We start from the raw sequence: 16,207 nt of genomic DNA, 5'->3' as shown, positions 1-16,207 counted from the left end.
CTGTCAGTATGCCGCTGTGACTTCGCCGTACTTCTCTCTATATTCCGGGCTGCTCCGGGGCCGGATTCGACGTGGCGTGGCCTACGCCGGGGCCGTTCAAGAGGAGACACCGTGCAGACGACGCTGCTCGGCCTGGCAATCGCCTTCATCGTTGCGCTGATCGCCGCGCTGGTCGGGCCGTATTTCATCGACTGGAACCAGTTCCGGCCGCAGTTCGAAGCTGAGGCGAGCCGGATCATCGGCGCGCCGGTGCGCGTCGGCGGCAAGCTCGACGCGCGCCTATTGCCGGCGCCGTCGCTGCAACTGCACTCGGTCGTGGTCGGCGGCGTCAACGATCTCGGAAAGGTTCGCGCCGACAAGCTCGACGTGGAACTCAGCCTGGGCTCGCTGATGCGCGGCGAGGTGCGCGCCACCGAATTAACGATCAACCGCATGTCGCTCGATCTCGGCCTCGATTCCGGAGGACGGATCGACTGGCCGACATCGACCGGGACGTTCAATCTGGGTTCACTGGCGATCGATCGGGTCAATCTGACCGGCCGCATCGCCCTGCATGATGCGGTCAGCCGCTCTACGCTCGAACTGAACGACATCGCTTTCAGCGGCGACGTGCGTTCGCTGGCCGGCTCGATCCGCGGCGACGGCAATTTCATGCTGTTGGGTACGCGCTATCCGTTTCGGGTCTCCTCGGGGCAGGGTCCCGAGGGCAACGGCACCCGCATTCATCTCAACATCGATCCGGGCCAGCGCTCGCTCGCCATCGATCTCGAGGGTCTGCTAAACTTCGACTCCCGCGCGCCGCGGTTTGAAGGCGCAATAACGCTCGTCGCTCCTCCCGGCCAGAAGGGCAAGGGCAACGATCCACCGTGGCGTATCGCGGCGAAGGTCAAGTCCGATTATTCGGCGGCACGGCTGGAGCAGGTCGAGGTGACCTATGGCGCCGAGGAGCGCGCCCTGAAGCTTGCAGGCAGCGGCGACATCCGTTTCGGTGCGACGCCGCTGTTGCGCGCGGCGCTGTCGGCACGGCAGCTCGATGCCGACAGGTTCGTCGCCAAGCAAAATGGCAAAGACAACTCGACTGAGCCGGCTCGCGCGCTGCCGGCGCTGCAGGCGCTCAGCTCCGTCATTCCGCATCTGCCGATCCCTTCGCAAATCGAACTCGCCTCAGAGCAGGTCATCCTCGGCGGGCGCCCATTGCAGGACATCGCTGCCGAGCTCGAAGGCGATGCCAAATCCTGGCGCGTCCACAGGCTGGAGTTCCGCGCGCCCGGCGCGACCAGGGTTTCGCTCAGCGAGGCTGGCGCGAAGAGCGCTGTACCGGACCGTTTCAAGGCCGCGCTCAGCGTCGAGTCCTCTGATCCCGACGCACTCTTGACCTGGCTGCAGGGCCGCGGCGACAGCGCTTACCGCAGCCAGAAGCCGCTTCGCCTGCGTGGCGACATGACCGTGGCGCCCGAAGGCTTTGCCATCGACGCCATGAAGGCAGACATCGACGGCGGTACGGTGGAGGGGCGGGTGGCGGTGTCGCACCGGCAAGCCGATCATGGCTCCCGGATCGACGCCGAACTGAAAGCGGCGCGTCTCGACCTGGATGCCGCCACGGCCTTTGTGCGGTCGCTTGTAGGGCCGCAAGGCGAGTGGCCGGACGAAGGGAAGCTCTCGCTCGATATCGGCCGCGCCACCTCCGCCGGCCAAGAGCTATCTCCGTTGCTCGCCAGGCTGGCTTACTCGCCGGCGAAGATATCGCTTGAGCAGTTGAAGATCGGCGGGCTTGAAAACGTGACGCTGGACGGCGCCGGCAATTTCGACCGCGTCAACGCGACCGGATGGTTCGCGCTCAATTCGAGCGCTGCCTCACTCGGCCGACTGACCAGCCTGATCGTTCCCTTTTCACCGCCGCTGGCCGCGCGGCTCAATGCGATGGGGACGAGCCCGGGTCCGGCGCGCCTGAAACTGGCGCTCGACCTCACCAAAAATGCCGGGCCGTCCGATCGCGTCCAGGCGCGTGCCACGGCCGAACTCGACTCGCCGCTGCTCAAGGGCACCAGCACGATCACCGCCAGACCCGCCGTCGCGGCGATCCAGGGCATCGATCTGGCCGCGCTCCGGCGCAGCGAGGTCTGGATCGATTCGAAATTGTCGTCGGAGCAAGGTCGCACCTTGCTGGCATTGCTCGGCTTCGATCGCGCCGTCACGGCGGGCGATGGCCCCGCGCAATTCGAGAGCACCGCGACGGGCGCATGGGGTGCGCCGTTGCGGCTCAAGGCCAAGATCTCGGGAACGGGACTCGATGCCGAAGCAGAAGGCTCCGCCGAACCATGGGCGCCGGAGGCAAAGGCTGTCCTCGGCCTGAAAGTTCGCAGCGCCGATTTCGCCCCGCTGCTCGATCTCAAACCGGCGGATACGCTGGCGCAGAACATCGGCCTGTCCTCGCGCGTGCAGCTCATCGGCAACAAGCTCACCTTCGACGATCTCGACAGCAGCGTCGGCGGTTCGCGCCTGCGCGGCCGCGTGGCTGTGACGCTCGGCGAGGAGAAGGAAATCGAGGGTGAGATCGGCGCCGACCAGCTTGCGCTGACGCCGGCTGTTGCCCTGGCGGTCGGTGCCGCCGGACACGATGCCACCGAGCCGCTCGGCCCCGGGCTTGCGAAGGGTTGGCGCGGCAGCATCGCGTTTCAGGCGTTGCGCGGCCTGCTTCCGGGCGGAAGCGAATTGCAGCCGGTGAGCGGGGTGATCAAGAGCGACGGCAAGTCGCTGACCTTCGATGCCATCAAAGGCAAGATCGGCGGCGGCGATGTCACGGCCACGATCGATGCAAGGCCGGGCGCGCACGGAATTGCCTTGAACGCGAGCGTCCAGCTTTCCGGTGTCGACGGCGCGGCGCTGCGCTATCGCAATCTCGCGATGCCTGCGGGCCGCGCGTCGATGCAGGTGACGCTGACGACCCAGGGCCGCAGCGCATCGGCGCTGGCGGGCGCGCTGTCCGGCAGCGGAACGCTGACGCTGGACGCGGCCAGGATATCAGGCCTCGATCCGCGCGCTTTCGAGGTGGCGGTGCGCGCCAATGACAACGGGCAGGCCAAGGACGACGTTCGATTGAAGCAGATCGTCGAATCCGCTCTTCCGGCCGGCGCGCTTGCGGTGCCTTCGGCGCAAATCCCGTTCACCATCAGGGACGGCCGGCTTCGCGTCGGCGCGACGACACTGGACGGCAATGGTGTGCGGGCCATCGTCTCCGGCGGATACGATATCGCCGCCGATCAGGCCGACATCCGCGCCGCCCTTTCGCTGACGATGACGACCGGTCGTCCAGAGATTCAACTGCTTGCCGTGGGGACGCCCGATGCGCTGAGCCGCAGCGTCGATGTTGCCCCGTTGTCTTCGTGGCTGGCAGTGCGTGCGATCGATCACGAAACGCGAAGACTGGATGCCATCGAGCGCGGCGAACCACCGCCGGCAGCGCCGCCACCGATCGTGCTGCCTACGGAGGGGCAGTTGCCGATTCCGGAGGCGGTGCCGAGCGCGCCGGTCGTCGCGCCAAAGGGGCGCGACCCACGGCGACCTCCGGCGAAGAAGACGACCGCGCCGCGTCCGCCGGTCGTCAACGCGCCGCCGGCGCCTGTCGCAGGCCAGCCGCAGGTAGCGCCGCTGCCACCGCCGATCGACGTCAGGCCGGCACCCGGCGCCGCCAAGCCGAAGCCGCGCCCGCCGCTTGCGCTGACGCCGCAGCTCGCCAATCCACCGCCGCGCTCGAACTAGGGCGTGGACTCATTGGCGCGCAGCCATAGGCGAGCCGCTCGCTATTGGGGCAAAGCAGACATCAAATGGTAGGGAGCGCCCGCAGATTCGGGTCGAAAATGACCCGTAGCGGTTGATGTGGATGGCGCTGATATCCGGTTCGACCTTAGGACTGACGATCTGCCCTGTGAGGCTCGTCATGGGCAGGCCAAGTAATAGGAACCGTCCTCGTGCGCGACCGTTTCCCACGCATGAAGAAACCTTTAGCGCCCCGCCCAGGAGCCGCGCCGGGACTGACGCCCGCTCTCGAGCGAAACATCCATGCGCTAGTCGAACGAGGGAAGCGCGAGCAATCCGATGCGTCCATCCAGCAAAAGGTTGCCGATGCGATAACTTCGTTCACCGGCAGCATGCATTTTGTTTACCTACACATATTTGTTTTTGGATTTTGGATAGCCGCAAACGTCCGTTGGCTCCCAGGAATTTCACCATGGGATCAAAGCTTTGTAGTGCTTGCTATGATCGCCTCTGTAGAGGCAATCTTTCTTTCGACCTTTGTGCTGATCTCTCAAAATCGTATGGCGGCCGAGGCGGATAGAAGGGCGGAGTTGGATTTACAGATCAGTCTGCTCACGGAACACGAGATTACAAAAGTGGTCGCGCTCCTGAATGAGATGGCCCCCAAATTGGAGATCGATCCCCGGCAGAACGAAGAGTTTCAGGAAGCTGCCTCAGACATCGCGCCGGAGCGAGTTCTCGATAAAATCGAAGAGACTAAGGGCTAAGTGGCCGCTCCTGCCGCGAGAAGCCAGAATGACCGCTTTTGGCCGTTTGCGTCATTTCGCTGCCGTGCAGTAACCGCGTCGCTTTAAAGGCACAGCAGACATTGCTCTGTATCTCGCGCCACACGGCCTAGCCGAGCACGATCTCCCTTTCGATCCCGATCGCCCGCAAAAACGTCTCGTCGTGGCTGACGACAATCAGCGCGCCGTCGAATCCTTTCAGCGCATTTTCCAGCTCCTCGATCGAGGCGAGATCTAGATGGTTGGTTGGCTCATCCAGCAGCAGGAGCAGAGGCGGCTGCGGTCGCGCGAATACGCAGGCCAAACCCGCGCGCAGCCGCTCGCCGCCGCTCAGCGTCGCCGCGATCTGCAGCGCTGCCTTGTTACGGAACGCAAACCGCGCCAGGGCGGCGTGCGCCGCGTTGGCCGAGAGTTCCGGATTGAGGCACCGCAGATTGTCGAGAATGCTTAGCTCGGGATCGAGCAGGCCGACATGCTGATCGAGCACGGCAACACGGTCGGTGAGGCGGCCGATGTCGCCGCTCGCGTGTTTCAGCTCACCGGTGAGCAGGCGGAACAAGGTGGTCTTGCCAGAACCGTTGGCGCCGCGGATGGCGATCCGCTCGGGTCCGCGAACCCCAAACGACAGCGGTCCGAACAGATGACGCTCCTCAAAGGTCATCACAACGTCCTTCAAGGCGATGAGTTCGCGGCCACCGGGCAGATGGGTGCGCGGTAGATCGATCGAAAGCGGCGTCAGGATCTCGACTTGCGCCTTGGCGATTTCCAGCGCTTCAGTGCGCTCGCCGAGCAGGCGGCTGGCAAGCCCGCTTTCGCGCGCGGCGCTGTTCTCGGCGCGCTCCTTTTCGCGGTCCATGAACATTTTGTCCTCGATGCCCTTGGCACGCCAGGCGCGGCCGGCCTTGTCGCGGCGCGCCTTCTTTTCCTGCGCCTTCTGCACTGCGCGCTCGGTATTGCGTAAGGCATCCGAGGCGCGGTCGAGGTCATCGGCGACGCGGGCCCGCGCCGCCTCACGCGCCTTTGCAAACTCCGGCCACGCGCCGCCGAACAGGGTGACGCCGACCGGCGTCAGTTCGACGATGCGGTCGACGCGTTCGAGCAGCGTGCGGTCGTGGCTGGCGACGAGCACGCCGCCCTGCCAGTGGTCGAGCATCTGCGCCACGGCCTTCCTTCCGTCCGCATCGAGATTGTTGGTCGGCTCGTCCAATAACATTAGATCCGGTGCCTCTATCAGAAGCCGCGCCAGCGCCACCCGCGTTCGCTCGCCGCCACTCAACGAGGCGATCGGGCGATTGAGTGGCAGCGACGGCAGTCCGGCTTCGACCAGCGCTGCCAGTATTCGCGCTTCCAGCGTCCAATCCGCTTCCGTCGCGTCATCAAGCGATCCTTCGCCGCGTTCGAGCCGGCGCAGGCGGGCGAGGCCGCCGGCGACGCCGAGCGCTTCGTCGGTCGTCAGCCGTTCGTCAGTCAGTTGAGCGAGCATGCCGATCGAGCCGATGCGTTGCAGCGATCCGCCGGCAGGTTCGATCTCGCCCGCAATCAGGCGCAGCAATGAGGATTTGCCGCAGCCGTTGCGGCCGACAAGCCCGGTGCGCTCGCGCCCTATGGCGAGCGTCAATCCGTCGAACAGCGGGCGTCCGTCAGGCGTGGCGAGGGAGATGGAATCCAGAACGAGAAAAGCAGGCATGGAGAGCTTCCGAAAATGGACTGAGGTCGCGAGGCGCGGTCAGCTTTGCGATGTCCATTTCTCTCTCCAGGGGTCTCTACGCTTCTTCAGCCGGTTTTCGCCGGGTTCCGTCGGCCGCTTTGGCGGGGACTGCAACGACCGTCGATTAGATACGCATTGCCGTCATTCGTCCAGCTAGAGCGTTTTCAAGCAAAAGCCTGCCCCGGACTTGATCCGGGGTGGACACCGGTTCGCGTTAAGAATTCAAAAACAAGAATCTAGAGCCCGGCTTCGATTCAATCAGACCGAAAAGGCTCTACGCAGGGTGCAAACGGTTTGCGCGCGGCCTGGCGGGAATACTTCATTTACCGCGGGGTCTCTATCTCCGGCTGGACCATGGATGCGCTCACGCAAGGAAAACCGGAGGTTCATATGATGAAGTCGGCAATCAAGTTCGCTACGCTGGCGTTGTTTTCAATGGCTGTGATCGCATCGCCGCCATCCGTGCCGGCCTTTGCCGCAGGAGGCGGCGGTGACCCGCCTTCGGCCAACCCGCCGCCGCCGCCGGACACCAGATCCGCTCCCAAATCGACCTCGAAGTCGAAGAAGAAGGCCCCCAAACAGTCGAGCGCCGACGATGATGCGTTTCGGCAGGGCTACCGTGCCGCGCATGCGACGATCTATGAGCGCAACGACTTTGCTGGGGCCATCGAGCAGCTAAAGGCGCTCGGCCGTGACGATAACGCTGATGTTGCCAATCTGATCGGTTATTCCTATCGCAAGCTCGGTGACTACAGGCTGTCGAAGGTTTGGTACGAGCGCGCCTTGAAGGCGGATCCGAACCACGTGCTGACCTGGCAGTATTACGGCCTGTGGCAGGTCGAGCAAGGCAATCGCGACCAGGCGTCGTATCATCTGACGCGGATCGCGGCGATTTGCGGCGCGGCTTGTGAGGAGTATCGATCGCTGGCCGCGGCGCTCGAAAAGCCGCCCGGCACCGGACTGGTTTATTGAGTTTATGACGTAACAGGGCGGGTGCGTTGCGACGCGCTCGCCTGATCGAGGCCTACGCCTGCGGCCGCGGCGCGTCCGGCGTGGCGGCCGGCATGGCGCGGGTACGGAAATAGTCGAGCACGAAGAGGCGGATCGCCGAGGACAGGTTGCCCTGCTGGCGATTGCTGTCGATCTCGCCGACGAGTTCGGACAGCGTCATGTTCCGCAGGCCCGAAATTTCCTTCATCCCGTTCCAAAAAGCTTCTTCGAGGCTGACGCTGGTCTTGTGACCGGCAACGACGATCGAGCGTTTAACGACGGGCGACTTCATGATGCGTCTCCGTCCTCGAGCTTGTGCTGGTCCAGAAGATCGCCGGCGCGATCCTTACGACGTTCATCGAGCGCGCGTTCGGCCTTGGTCCGGCCAAAGCGTGCGCGGTTGGCATCGGCCTGCTTTGCCGATTGTTCCCGTTCGGTACGCTTCTTGAATCGCTTCAGATTAATCACGTCTCCCATGCTCGCCTCCATCATCCGGCGACTCGAAGACATGATGATTCATGGGGCAGAAAAACGTCGCGTCGTGCGCAAGCAAATTTGATGGTCATTCGGAATCCCCGTCTACCGGCTCTGATAGCATCAAAATACATTTCGCTCTGCGAAAGAACCGAATAATTCCTGCTCCTACCATGCCTCAACACAACGGCGATAGATGATCCACCTCATTCTTCAGGTATCATCCCTAATTTATATCTCTGATCCGTAGTTTCCCGGGGGCGAAGCGGCGATCAGCCCGGGTGTGTCATTTTGTCCGGCTGCACCAGGCGTTCGAATTCGGCGGCGTCGACAAACCCGAGGCGCGCGGCCTCTTCCTTCAAGGTCGTTCCGCGCGAGTGCGCCGATTTGGCGACCTTCGCCGCGTTGTCGTATCCGATCTTGGGAGCCAGTGCGGTGACCAGCATCAGCGAGCGCTCCATCAATTCGCGGATTCGCTTTTCGTCGGCGCGGATGCCCACCACACAATGTTCGGTGAACGAGCGCGCCGCGTCCGACAGCAGTTGAATGGAATGCATCATACAATATGCCAATACCGGTTTGTAAACATTCAATTCGAAATGCCCCTGGCTGCCGGCGAGGGTGACGGCGGTCTGGTTGCCGAACACCTGACAGCAGACCATGGTCATCGCTTCGCACTGAGTCGGGTTGACCTTGCCGGGCATGATCGACGAGCCCGGTTCGTTTTCCGGCAGGATCAATTCTCCGAGACCGGAACGCGGACCCGAACCCAACAGGCGAATGTCATTGGCGATCTTGAACAGGCCGGTCGCCACCGAATTGATCGCGCCATGCACCAGCACATAGGCGTCGTTGCAAGCCAGCGCCTCGAACTTGTTCGGTGCGCTGGTGAAGGGCAGCTTTGCGATTTTAGCGACATGCCTGGCGAACAACTTTGCAAATTTCGGCTTCGAGTTGAGACCGGTTCCAACCGCGGTGCCGCCTTGCGCCAACGGGAACAGCTCCTTCACCGCGGTTCGTAGCCGCGCGATCCCGCTCTCGACCTGCGCGGCGTAGCCCGAAAATTCCTGCCCCAGTGTCAATGGCGTTGCGTCCTGGGTGTGGGTTCTCCCGATCTTAACGATCTTGGCGAACGCCTTTTCCTTCTTGCGCAATTCGCGATGCAACTCGTCGAGCGCCGGAATCAGGTCGGCGATGATGCGTCCGGCGGCAGCGATATGCATCGCCGTCGGAAATGAATCGTTCGACGACTGACTCATGTTGACGTGGTCGTTGGGATGAACCGGTTTCTTGGCGCCGAGTTCGCCGCCCAGCATCTGATTGGCGCGATTGGCGATCACCTCGTTGAGGTTCATGTTGGTCTGGGTGCCCGAGCCGGTCTGCCAGACGACCAGCGGGAAGTGATCGTCGAGCTTGCCTTCGATCACCTCGCGTGCGGCGCGGATGATGGCGCTGGCTCTGCGTGCATCGAGCAGCCCGAGGTCCCGGTTGGTTTGGGTGGCGGCGAGCTTGACGATGCCGAGCGCATGGACAATCGCGATCGGCATGCGGTCCTGGCCGATCTTGAAATTCTGTCGCGAGCGCTCGGTTTGCGCGCCCCAATAGCGGTCGGCGGGAACGTCGATCGGACCGAAGCTGTCGGTCTCGCTACGGGCCGATTTGTTTCCGGATGTTTTTGCTCGAGCCATGCGTATGTCCGTTGCGCCGTGAAAGGGCGGAACGCGTACACTACAGCGTAGCGGAGTTTCTCGCGCTTAGATTATTTCTTGCGGAAACGGTCCAGTCGCACCACTTCAGCGCCTTCGCTCGTCTTTGCCGGCTCGTCCTCGATTTCCGCGGCGGGCTCCGGCGCGGCGACGGGCAGGGCGGACGGCGCGGAAACCGCCGGCACCTTCGCCGCGGGCGCCTCTGCCACCGTTTCCGACGGCTCGAATTGCAGGCCGAACTGTACCGACGGATCGAGGAAGCTCTTGATCGCCGCGAACGGCACCACCAGCCGCTCGGGGATGCCGCCGAACGACAAGCCGACCTCGAAACGATCTTCCGTCACCACCAGATCCCAGAACTGATGCTGCAGGATGATCGTCATCTCTTCCGGATATTGCGCCAACAGCCGCGGCGACAGCTTCACGCCGTCGGCGGTGGACAGGAAGGTGATGAAGAAATGATGCTCGCCGGGCAGGCCGTGTTCAGCCGCGTCAGCCAGCACGCGGCGCAGCACTCCGCGCAGCGCGTCGCGCGCCAGCACGTCATAACGGATGTGATCGGTCGCCATGGTCGTCCTGTCAGGTTTTATGGCCGCCGGTCCCCCGACTCGCCCCTTTGCCCCCATGCTACCCCGGCGGGAGCCGCAGGTCAGCAGGCGCGACGGATCGAATTTGCAGCAACGGCTCCCGTCGGCCGGAAATGAAAGAATTAAGTGGAGGCTTCTGTTGCCAGGTGCCTCCGAACCCCGCCTAGCGGAGCTTAACCCGCTAGGACTTCAGATCGGTCTTTCAAACTGCGTTACGCAGCCTGAGCAACCGGAGCATAGTTGTCGTTTGCAACTATTGCATAGCCCGATAACGGCGGAACAATACCGGGAAAAAACTCGTCCTTTACGCCCTCGTCGATCCTGGTTCGCCCCCGCCGAAACCCACCACGGGAGGGTGGGCTTGGGTGGAGGCGCCGGGTACTGCCCCCGGGTCCGAATGGTTTATTGCGACGGTCATTTATTTCCATAGCCGGCGAACCGGCACTCCCAATATAGGGTGCAGGCACGGAGAAAAACAGAGCCAAAGGCGCTGAACAGGAGGGGAACATGGCCCCCAACTTTCGGTTTGCTGTCGCTCAGTTGCGGTTTCGCCACGGATTCGACGGTTCCAAAAGTGCGTTCACGTCCATTGCACGAGTTGTGGCGCAGTTCGCCGCCATCCCCAGCGCTCGACCCGCGGTCGTACCGCGGTCGGCAATTCACTCGCGTGCGTTGCAGTGCTCCGACCGCAAAAGTTGCGATCTGCGGGCCCTTCATGGGGTTTGATGGCGGCTTTGGCCGCTCCGTTTAACGTCGGCGCTGGAGTGTTTTGGGTTTTGCTGGCGTTGTCGGAGGAAAGTCGCTAGGCAGTTTCCGGGACAAGTATCCAAGTTATCCAGGCAAACGGGCGAGAAGCCTGCCTTGGGGAGGAGAGATATCCATGAATGCTACGCCGGGCCATGCGCCGGTCAAATCCATCATGCCGAAATGGGTTCGCAACCCGCAGGAATTTGTCGGCGGAATTGCCTTGATGGCGATTGCCGTGTTCGCCCTCTGGGCGTCGAGCGACCTGCAGGGCATGCGCGGATTTTCGTTCGGCGCCGGCACCGCGCCGCGGATGTTCGGATTTTTGCTGCTGGGACTGGGCGCCCTCATCACCGTGGTCGGCATTTTCACCGAAGGTCCCCATCTGGCGAAATACCATTGGCGGGGGCCCTTTTTCGTTACGGTTGCGATCTTGACGTTTGCCTTCACGATCCGGACCATGGGGATGATCTTTGCCGCCATGGCCGCCTTCTTGATCGCGGCATGCGGGTCGCCGGAGACTCGGTGGACGGAGACGCTGATCGTTGCCGTCTGCCTGACGGCGTTTTGCGCCCTGTTGTTTCCATATGCGCTCGGCCTGCCTTTGCAGCTCCTGCCGACTTTCATGATCCGGTGAGGGCGTGATGGGAGATATTTTTTCGAATCTTGGACTCGGCTTCAGCGTCGTTTTCCAGTTCGTGCAGTGGACACCTGCCTTTCTTGGCGGAGTCTCCATTCCGATTCCGGTCAATATCCTGCTGTGCCTGATCGGTGCGCTGGTCGGCACGCTGGTCGGCGTGCTGCCGGGCATCGGCACCATCGCCACCGTGGCCATGCTCCTGCCGATCACCTTTGGCCTGCCCCCAGTAGGCGCGCTGATCATGCTGGCAGGCATCTATTACGGTGCACAGTATGGCGGCTCGACTACGTCGATCCTGGTCAATATTCCAGGCGAGGCCGGGTCGGTGGTCACCGCGCTCGACGGCTTCCAGATGGCGAAGAAAGGCCGTGCCGGCCCGGCGCTCGCGATCGCCGCGATCGGATCGTTCTTCGCCGGCTGTGTCGCGACCGTGCTGATTGCCCTGCTGGGTGCGCCGCTCACCAGGGTGGCGCTGGCGTTCGGACCTGCCGAATACTTCTCGCTGATGGTGCTCGGCTTGATCTTCGCGGTTGTGCTCGCGAAAGGCTCGGTGCTGAAGGCGATCGCGATGATCGTGCTCGGCCTGCTGCTTTCGATGGTCGGGTCCGACATCGAGACCGGCGCGTCCCGCATGGCCTTCAACATTCCCGAACTGGCTGACGGTCTTGGCTTTGCCACGCTGGCGATGGGCTTGTTCGGCTTTGCAGAGATCATTCGCAATCTCGATGCCGGCGGCGAAACCGATCGCAAGCTGGTCCAGGAGAAGGTGTCGGGACTGATGCCGACGCGGAGGGATCTCAAGGAGACGGCCCCTGCGATCTTGCGCGGCACCGTGCTCGGATCGATTCTCGGCATTCTGCCGGGCGGCGGCGCCGTGATCGCATCATTCGCGGCGTACACGCTGGAGAAGAAAGTCGCGAAAGATCCTTCGAAGTTCGGTCATGGCGAAATCCGCGGCGTTGCAGCACCCGAGAGTGCCAACAATGCCGCCGCCCAGACCTCCTTCATCCCGTTGCTCACGCTCGGTATCCCGCCCAACGCCGTCATGGCGCTGATGGTCGGCGCAATGACGATTCACGGCATCGTGCCCGGTCCCCAGGTGATGCAGAAACAGCCGGACCTGGTGTGGGGCATGATTGCCTCGATGTGGGTCGGCAACCTGATGCTGCTGATCATCAACCTGCCGCTGGTCGGAATATGGGTCCGGCTGTTGCGCGTGCCGTACCGGTTGATGTTCCCTTCGATCGTGGTTTTCTGCTGTATCGGCATCTACTCCGTGAATAACGCACCGACCGACGTCATGATCGCCGGTGCGTTCGGATTGGTCGGTTACTGGCTGATCAAGCACGATTTCGAGCCCGCCCCCTTGCTGCTCGGGATGGTGCTCGGGCCACTGATGGAAGAAAACCTGCGCCGTGCACTTCTGATTTCGCGGGGTGACTGGTCAGTCTTCGTGACGCGACCATTGTCGGCGGTGCTGATGGCGATCGCAGCCACGTTGCTTATCCTTGCGGTGCTGCCGTCGCTGCGCAAGAAGCGCGATGAGGTGTTTGTGGAATCGGAGAACTGACCTGCGTCGGTGCGCCGCAGCCCGAAGTCTGGTTGACTTCGGGCTAATTTTCTATGCCATGGAAAATGTCGGCGGGCAGGTTCGGCATTGCAACGATTTCGGGAGCTCAAGGAGATCAAAATGAATCGGTACGGTCGCTCGCTTGCGAGCGGTTTTCTGGCACTGCTTGGCGGACTGGGCGTGTCTTCGTCGCAGGCGCTGGCGCAGGCCTACCCGACGCGCAACATCACCATGATCGTGCCGTTTGCGGCGGGCGGACCGACGGACGTCATCGCGCGCATCGTCACCGGCCATATGGCGCAGACGCTCGGTCAAACCATCATCATCGAAAACGTGGTCGGCGCCGGCGGCACCACCGCCACTACCCGCGCCGCGCGCGCCGCCAATGACGGCTATACGCTCATCACCGGGCATATGGGCACGCATGCGGCTTCTGTGCCGCTTTATCCCAAGCTCGCCTACCACCCGGAAAAGGACTTCGAGCCGGTCGGACTGCTCGCCGGCACGCCGATCCTGATCCTGGCGCGCAAGGATTTTGCGCCAAAGGACCTCAAGGAATTCATCGCCTACGTCAAGGCGAACGAGTCCAAGGTCAACGCGGCGCATGCCGGCGTCGGCTCGGTCTCGAACGTATCGTGCGAACTGCTGAACTCGGTTCTGGGCGTCAAGCCGATCGGCGTTCCCTTCAACGGTACCGGCCCGGCGATGAACGCGCTGGTGGCCGGTCAGGTCGACTACATGTGCGACCAGATCGTCAACGCCGTGCCGCAGATCAACGGCGGCACCATCAAGGCCTACGCCGTGGCGACACCCGAGCGAAACCCGTCCTTGCCGAATGTTCCCACCACCGCCGAGGCCGGCCTGCCGGCCTTCCAGGCCCAGGCATGGAACGCGATCTTCGCGCCCAAGGGAACGCCCCCGGATGTCGTCACCAAGTTGAACGCCGCTATCGTCAAGGCGCTCGACGACGAGGGGGTGCGCAAGCGCCTGCTCGAACTCGGCAGCGTCATACCGCCCGCCGCCGATCGTACGCCGGCGGCGCTGGGAACGCTGGTGAAGAGCGAAATCGCGAAGTGGACACCGGTGGTCAAGCCGGTGAATTAATCCCCGTAATCAGACGGATAGGCGAGGGGCGGAACGCGGGTTCCGCCCCTTGTCGTTTGTTCGGGGAGCGATCATTTTTCCGGGTATAATCGGGGTGCGAAGCCGAATCGGCGTGTCGATCGGATGTCCCGGCCGTTAAATTCGCCGTTCCGAAGAGGCCTGCAGCACCAGCCATGAACCAGTACCACGACCTGCTCGAACGTATCCTCAGCGACGGCGCGGAGAAGCACGACCGCACCGGTACCGGCACGCTTTCGGTTTTCGGTCATCAGATGCGGTTCAATCTCTCGGCCGGTTTTCCTATGCTGACCACCAAGCGGCTGCCGCTGAAGGCGATCGTGCATGAATTGCTCTGGTTCCTGGCCGGCGACACCAACATCAAATATCTCAGGGATCACGGCGTTTCGATCTGGGATGAATGGGCCGACGCCAACGGCGATCTCGGCCCGGTCTACGGATCGCAATGGCGCTCGTGGCCGGCGCCGGACGGGCGCAGCATCGACCAGATATCCAACGTCATCGACATGATCAGGCGCAACCCGGATTCACGGCGGCTGATCGTGACCGCCTGGAATCCGGCCGACGTCGACAAGATGGCGCTGCCGCCCTGCCACTGCCTGTTTCAGTTCTATGTCGCGAACGGCAAGCTCTCCTGCCAGCTCTATCAGCGCTCGGCCGATGTGTTCCTCGGCGTGCCCTTCAACATCGCGTCCTATTCGTTGCTGACGATGATGGTGGCGCAGGTGACCGGACTGAAGCCCGGTGACTTCGTGCACTCCCTGGGTGACGCGCATCTCTACTCCAACCACATCGAGCAGGCGCGGCTGCAACTGACGCGGCCGACACGGCCGTTGCCAGTCATGAAGATCAATCCTGACGTGAAGGATATCTTCGCGTTCCGCTACGAGGATTTCGCGCTCGAAGGCTACGATCCGCACCCGCACATCAAGGCCGAAGTGGCTGTATGATCAGCGGTGTGAGCATCTGATGTCGCTGACGATCCGCCGCGCGCGCCCGGGCGAAGCAGGACTTGTCCTGTCCTTTGTTCGCGAACTCGCCGAATATGAAAAGCTGCTGCACGAAGTGGAAGCGACCGAGGCCGGTATTGATGCGGCGCTGTTCGGCGCCAATCCGCGCCTGTTCTGCGAGATCGCCGAGTGGGACGGAGAGCCGGCCGGCTTCGCGGTCTGGTTCGTGAATTTTTCAACCTTCAGCGGTCGCTCCGGCATCTATCTGGAAGATCTGTTCGTCCGCCCGGCGCTGCGCGGAAAGGGAATCGGCAAGGCGCTGCTGGTGCATCTCGCGAGGGAATGCGTGGCGAACGGCTGGTCGCGCTTGCAGTGGGCGGTGCTCGACTGGAACACGCCGTCGATTGAATTCTATAAGTCGCTCGGCGCGGTCTTGATGGACGAGTGGACGGTGTGCCGGGTCGGCGGTCCGGCGCTCGCGGCGCTGGCGCAAGGGGAGCGGTAATGGAAATCGTTCTCATCGTCGCGGTCGCCGAGAACGGCGTGATCGGCGCCAGGGGCGCCATTCCGTGGCGGCTGAAATCCGACATGGCGCGCTTCAAGGCGCTGACCTCGGGTAAACCTGTCGTCATGGGCCGCAAGACCTTCGTCTCGATCGGCCGGCCGCTTCCCGGACGGACCAATATCGTCGTCACCCGCGACGCTGGTTTTCGCGCCGATGGCGTGGTGGTTACCCATTCCTTCGCCGATGCGAAGGCGATCGCCACCGGCGATGCGCTGCGACGTTTCGCCACTGAGGTTGCCGTGATCGGCGGTGCGGAAATCTACGCGCAATGGATGAACAGCGCCGATCGTCTGGAGATTACCGAGGTGCATGCGGGGCCCGACGGCGATACGCGTTTCCCGGCAGTCGATGCAACCGCATGGGAAGAGGTGGCGCGCGTGCGGAATCCGGCCGGTCCGGACGATAGTGCCGATTTCTCCTATGTGACATTTCGTCGGCGCCGACAGAGTTAACCTCGCTAACCAATGTTTACATTGACAATTATGGCGTCAGGCATAGCTGCTTGGTGCAGGAAGCTTGCGTTGTAAGCGCCCGGTTGGTCCCCTATAAAGCCGGGCTGATAGGCGAGGCCGGGCATCCTGCCCAAAACAGGCGGACCCGGGCCTTCGCG

Annotated in this window: 14 protein-coding genes and 1 other RNA gene; 9 read left to right on the top strand and 6 right to left on the bottom strand. The window is 62.9% G+C overall.

Translation table 11 applies throughout. The features are described from left to right. Positions 1–111: 111 nt before the first annotated feature. Together CQ13_RS33025 and CQ13_RS33020 are read left to right on the top strand one after the other, a co-directional pair. Positions 112–3,759: an AsmA family protein gene (locus CQ13_RS33025; RefSeq protein WP_057846965.1), complete on the top strand. Its 3,648-nt coding sequence runs from the start codon at positions 112–114 to the stop codon at positions 3,757–3,759. A 230-nt stretch (positions 3,760–3,989) separates the two neighbouring features. Next, positions 3,990–4,523 (top strand): DUF1003 domain-containing protein, encoded by a 534-nt coding sequence (locus CQ13_RS33020; RefSeq protein ID WP_057846964.1) that lies wholly within the window; start codon positions 3,990–3,992, stop codon positions 4,521–4,523. A gap of 127 nt (positions 4,524–4,650) precedes the next feature. On the opposite strand, the gene CQ13_RS33015 is transcribed toward CQ13_RS33020, so the two are convergent. Then, positions 4,651–6,228 (bottom strand): ABC-F family ATP-binding cassette domain-containing protein, encoded by a 1,578-nt coding sequence (locus CQ13_RS33015; RefSeq protein ID WP_057846963.1) that lies wholly within the window; start codon positions 6,226–6,228, stop codon positions 4,651–4,653. Between the two features lie 411 nt (positions 6,229–6,639). Here CQ13_RS33015 and CQ13_RS33010 point away from each other — a divergent pair, with 411 nt between their 5' ends. Beyond that, on the top strand, positions 6,640–7,221 hold the full coding sequence (locus CQ13_RS33010) for a tetratricopeptide repeat protein (protein ID WP_057847077.1): 582 nt from the start codon (positions 6,640–6,642) through the stop codon (positions 7,219–7,221). A 52-nt stretch (positions 7,222–7,273) separates the two neighbouring features. Here the strand turns inward: CQ13_RS33010 and CQ13_RS33005 are convergent, their stop codons facing one another. The 5 genes from CQ13_RS33005 to ssrA form a co-directional block, all read right to left on the bottom strand. Continuing rightward, the gene (locus tag CQ13_RS33005) at positions 7,274–7,531 is read right to left on the bottom strand and encodes a ribbon-helix-helix domain-containing protein (RefSeq protein WP_057846962.1); all 258 of its coding nucleotides are present in this window, start codon (positions 7,529–7,531) and stop codon (positions 7,274–7,276) included. Beyond that, positions 7,528–7,716: a DUF4169 family protein gene (locus CQ13_RS33000; protein WP_057847076.1), complete on the bottom strand. Its 189-nt coding sequence runs from the start codon at positions 7,714–7,716 to the stop codon at positions 7,528–7,530. The genes CQ13_RS33005 and CQ13_RS33000 overlap by 4 nt, the downstream gene beginning before the upstream one ends. Before the next feature lie 269 nt (positions 7,717–7,985). Next, the gene (fumC, locus tag CQ13_RS32995) at positions 7,986–9,401 is read right to left on the bottom strand and encodes a class II fumarate hydratase (protein ID WP_057846961.1); all 1,416 of its coding nucleotides are present in this window, start codon (positions 9,399–9,401) and stop codon (positions 7,986–7,988) included. A gap of 71 nt (positions 9,402–9,472) precedes the next feature. Continuing rightward, positions 9,473–9,988, bottom strand: coding sequence for an SspB family protein (locus tag CQ13_RS32990; protein ID WP_057846960.1), 516 nt, complete (start codon positions 9,986–9,988; stop codon positions 9,473–9,475). A gap of 143 nt (positions 9,989–10,131) precedes the next feature. After that, positions 10,132–10,488, bottom strand: a transfer-messenger RNA (tmRNA) gene (ssrA, locus tag CQ13_RS40270). A 398-nt stretch (positions 10,489–10,886) separates the two neighbouring features. Between ssrA and CQ13_RS32985 the strand changes: the two genes are divergently transcribed. The 6 genes from CQ13_RS32985 to CQ13_RS32960 all read left to right on the top strand — a co-directional run bounded on the left by CQ13_RS32985 (position 10,887) and on the right by CQ13_RS32960 (position 16,049). Then, complete coding sequence (locus tag CQ13_RS32985) at positions 10,887–11,387, top strand: tripartite tricarboxylate transporter TctB family protein (protein WP_057846959.1); 501 nt, start codon at positions 10,887–10,889, stop codon at positions 11,385–11,387. 7 nt (positions 11,388–11,394) lie between these two features. Then, the gene (locus CQ13_RS32980) at positions 11,395–12,960 is read left to right on the top strand and encodes a tripartite tricarboxylate transporter permease (RefSeq protein WP_057846958.1); all 1,566 of its coding nucleotides are present in this window, start codon (positions 11,395–11,397) and stop codon (positions 12,958–12,960) included. 120 nt (positions 12,961–13,080) lie between these two features. Next, positions 13,081–14,064 (top strand): tripartite tricarboxylate transporter substrate binding protein BugD, encoded by a 984-nt coding sequence (locus CQ13_RS32975; protein WP_057846957.1) that lies wholly within the window; start codon positions 13,081–13,083, stop codon positions 14,062–14,064. Positions 14,065–14,237: 173 nt separating this feature from the next. Next, positions 14,238–15,032, top strand: coding sequence for a thymidylate synthase (locus CQ13_RS32970; RefSeq protein ID WP_057846956.1), 795 nt, complete (start codon positions 14,238–14,240; stop codon positions 15,030–15,032). Between the two features lie 19 nt (positions 15,033–15,051). After that, the gene (locus tag CQ13_RS32965) at positions 15,052–15,537 is read left to right on the top strand and encodes a GNAT family N-acetyltransferase (protein WP_057846955.1); all 486 of its coding nucleotides are present in this window, start codon (positions 15,052–15,054) and stop codon (positions 15,535–15,537) included. Beyond that, positions 15,537–16,049 carry a dihydrofolate reductase gene (locus CQ13_RS32960; protein WP_057846954.1) on the top strand — a complete coding sequence of 171 codons (513 nt, stop codon included), beginning with the start codon at positions 15,537–15,539 and terminating at the stop codon, positions 16,047–16,049. The genes CQ13_RS32965 and CQ13_RS32960 overlap by 1 nt, the downstream gene beginning before the upstream one ends. Positions 16,050–16,207: the final 158 nt, after the last annotated feature.

Source organism: Bradyrhizobium retamae, assembly GCF_001440415.1.
In the GTDB taxonomy this organism is placed as follows: Bacteria; Pseudomonadota; Alphaproteobacteria; order Rhizobiales; family Xanthobacteraceae; genus Bradyrhizobium; species Bradyrhizobium retamae.
Note: the sequence above shows the minus strand (reverse complement) of the source record. Positions and strands in the feature narration are given on the sequence as shown.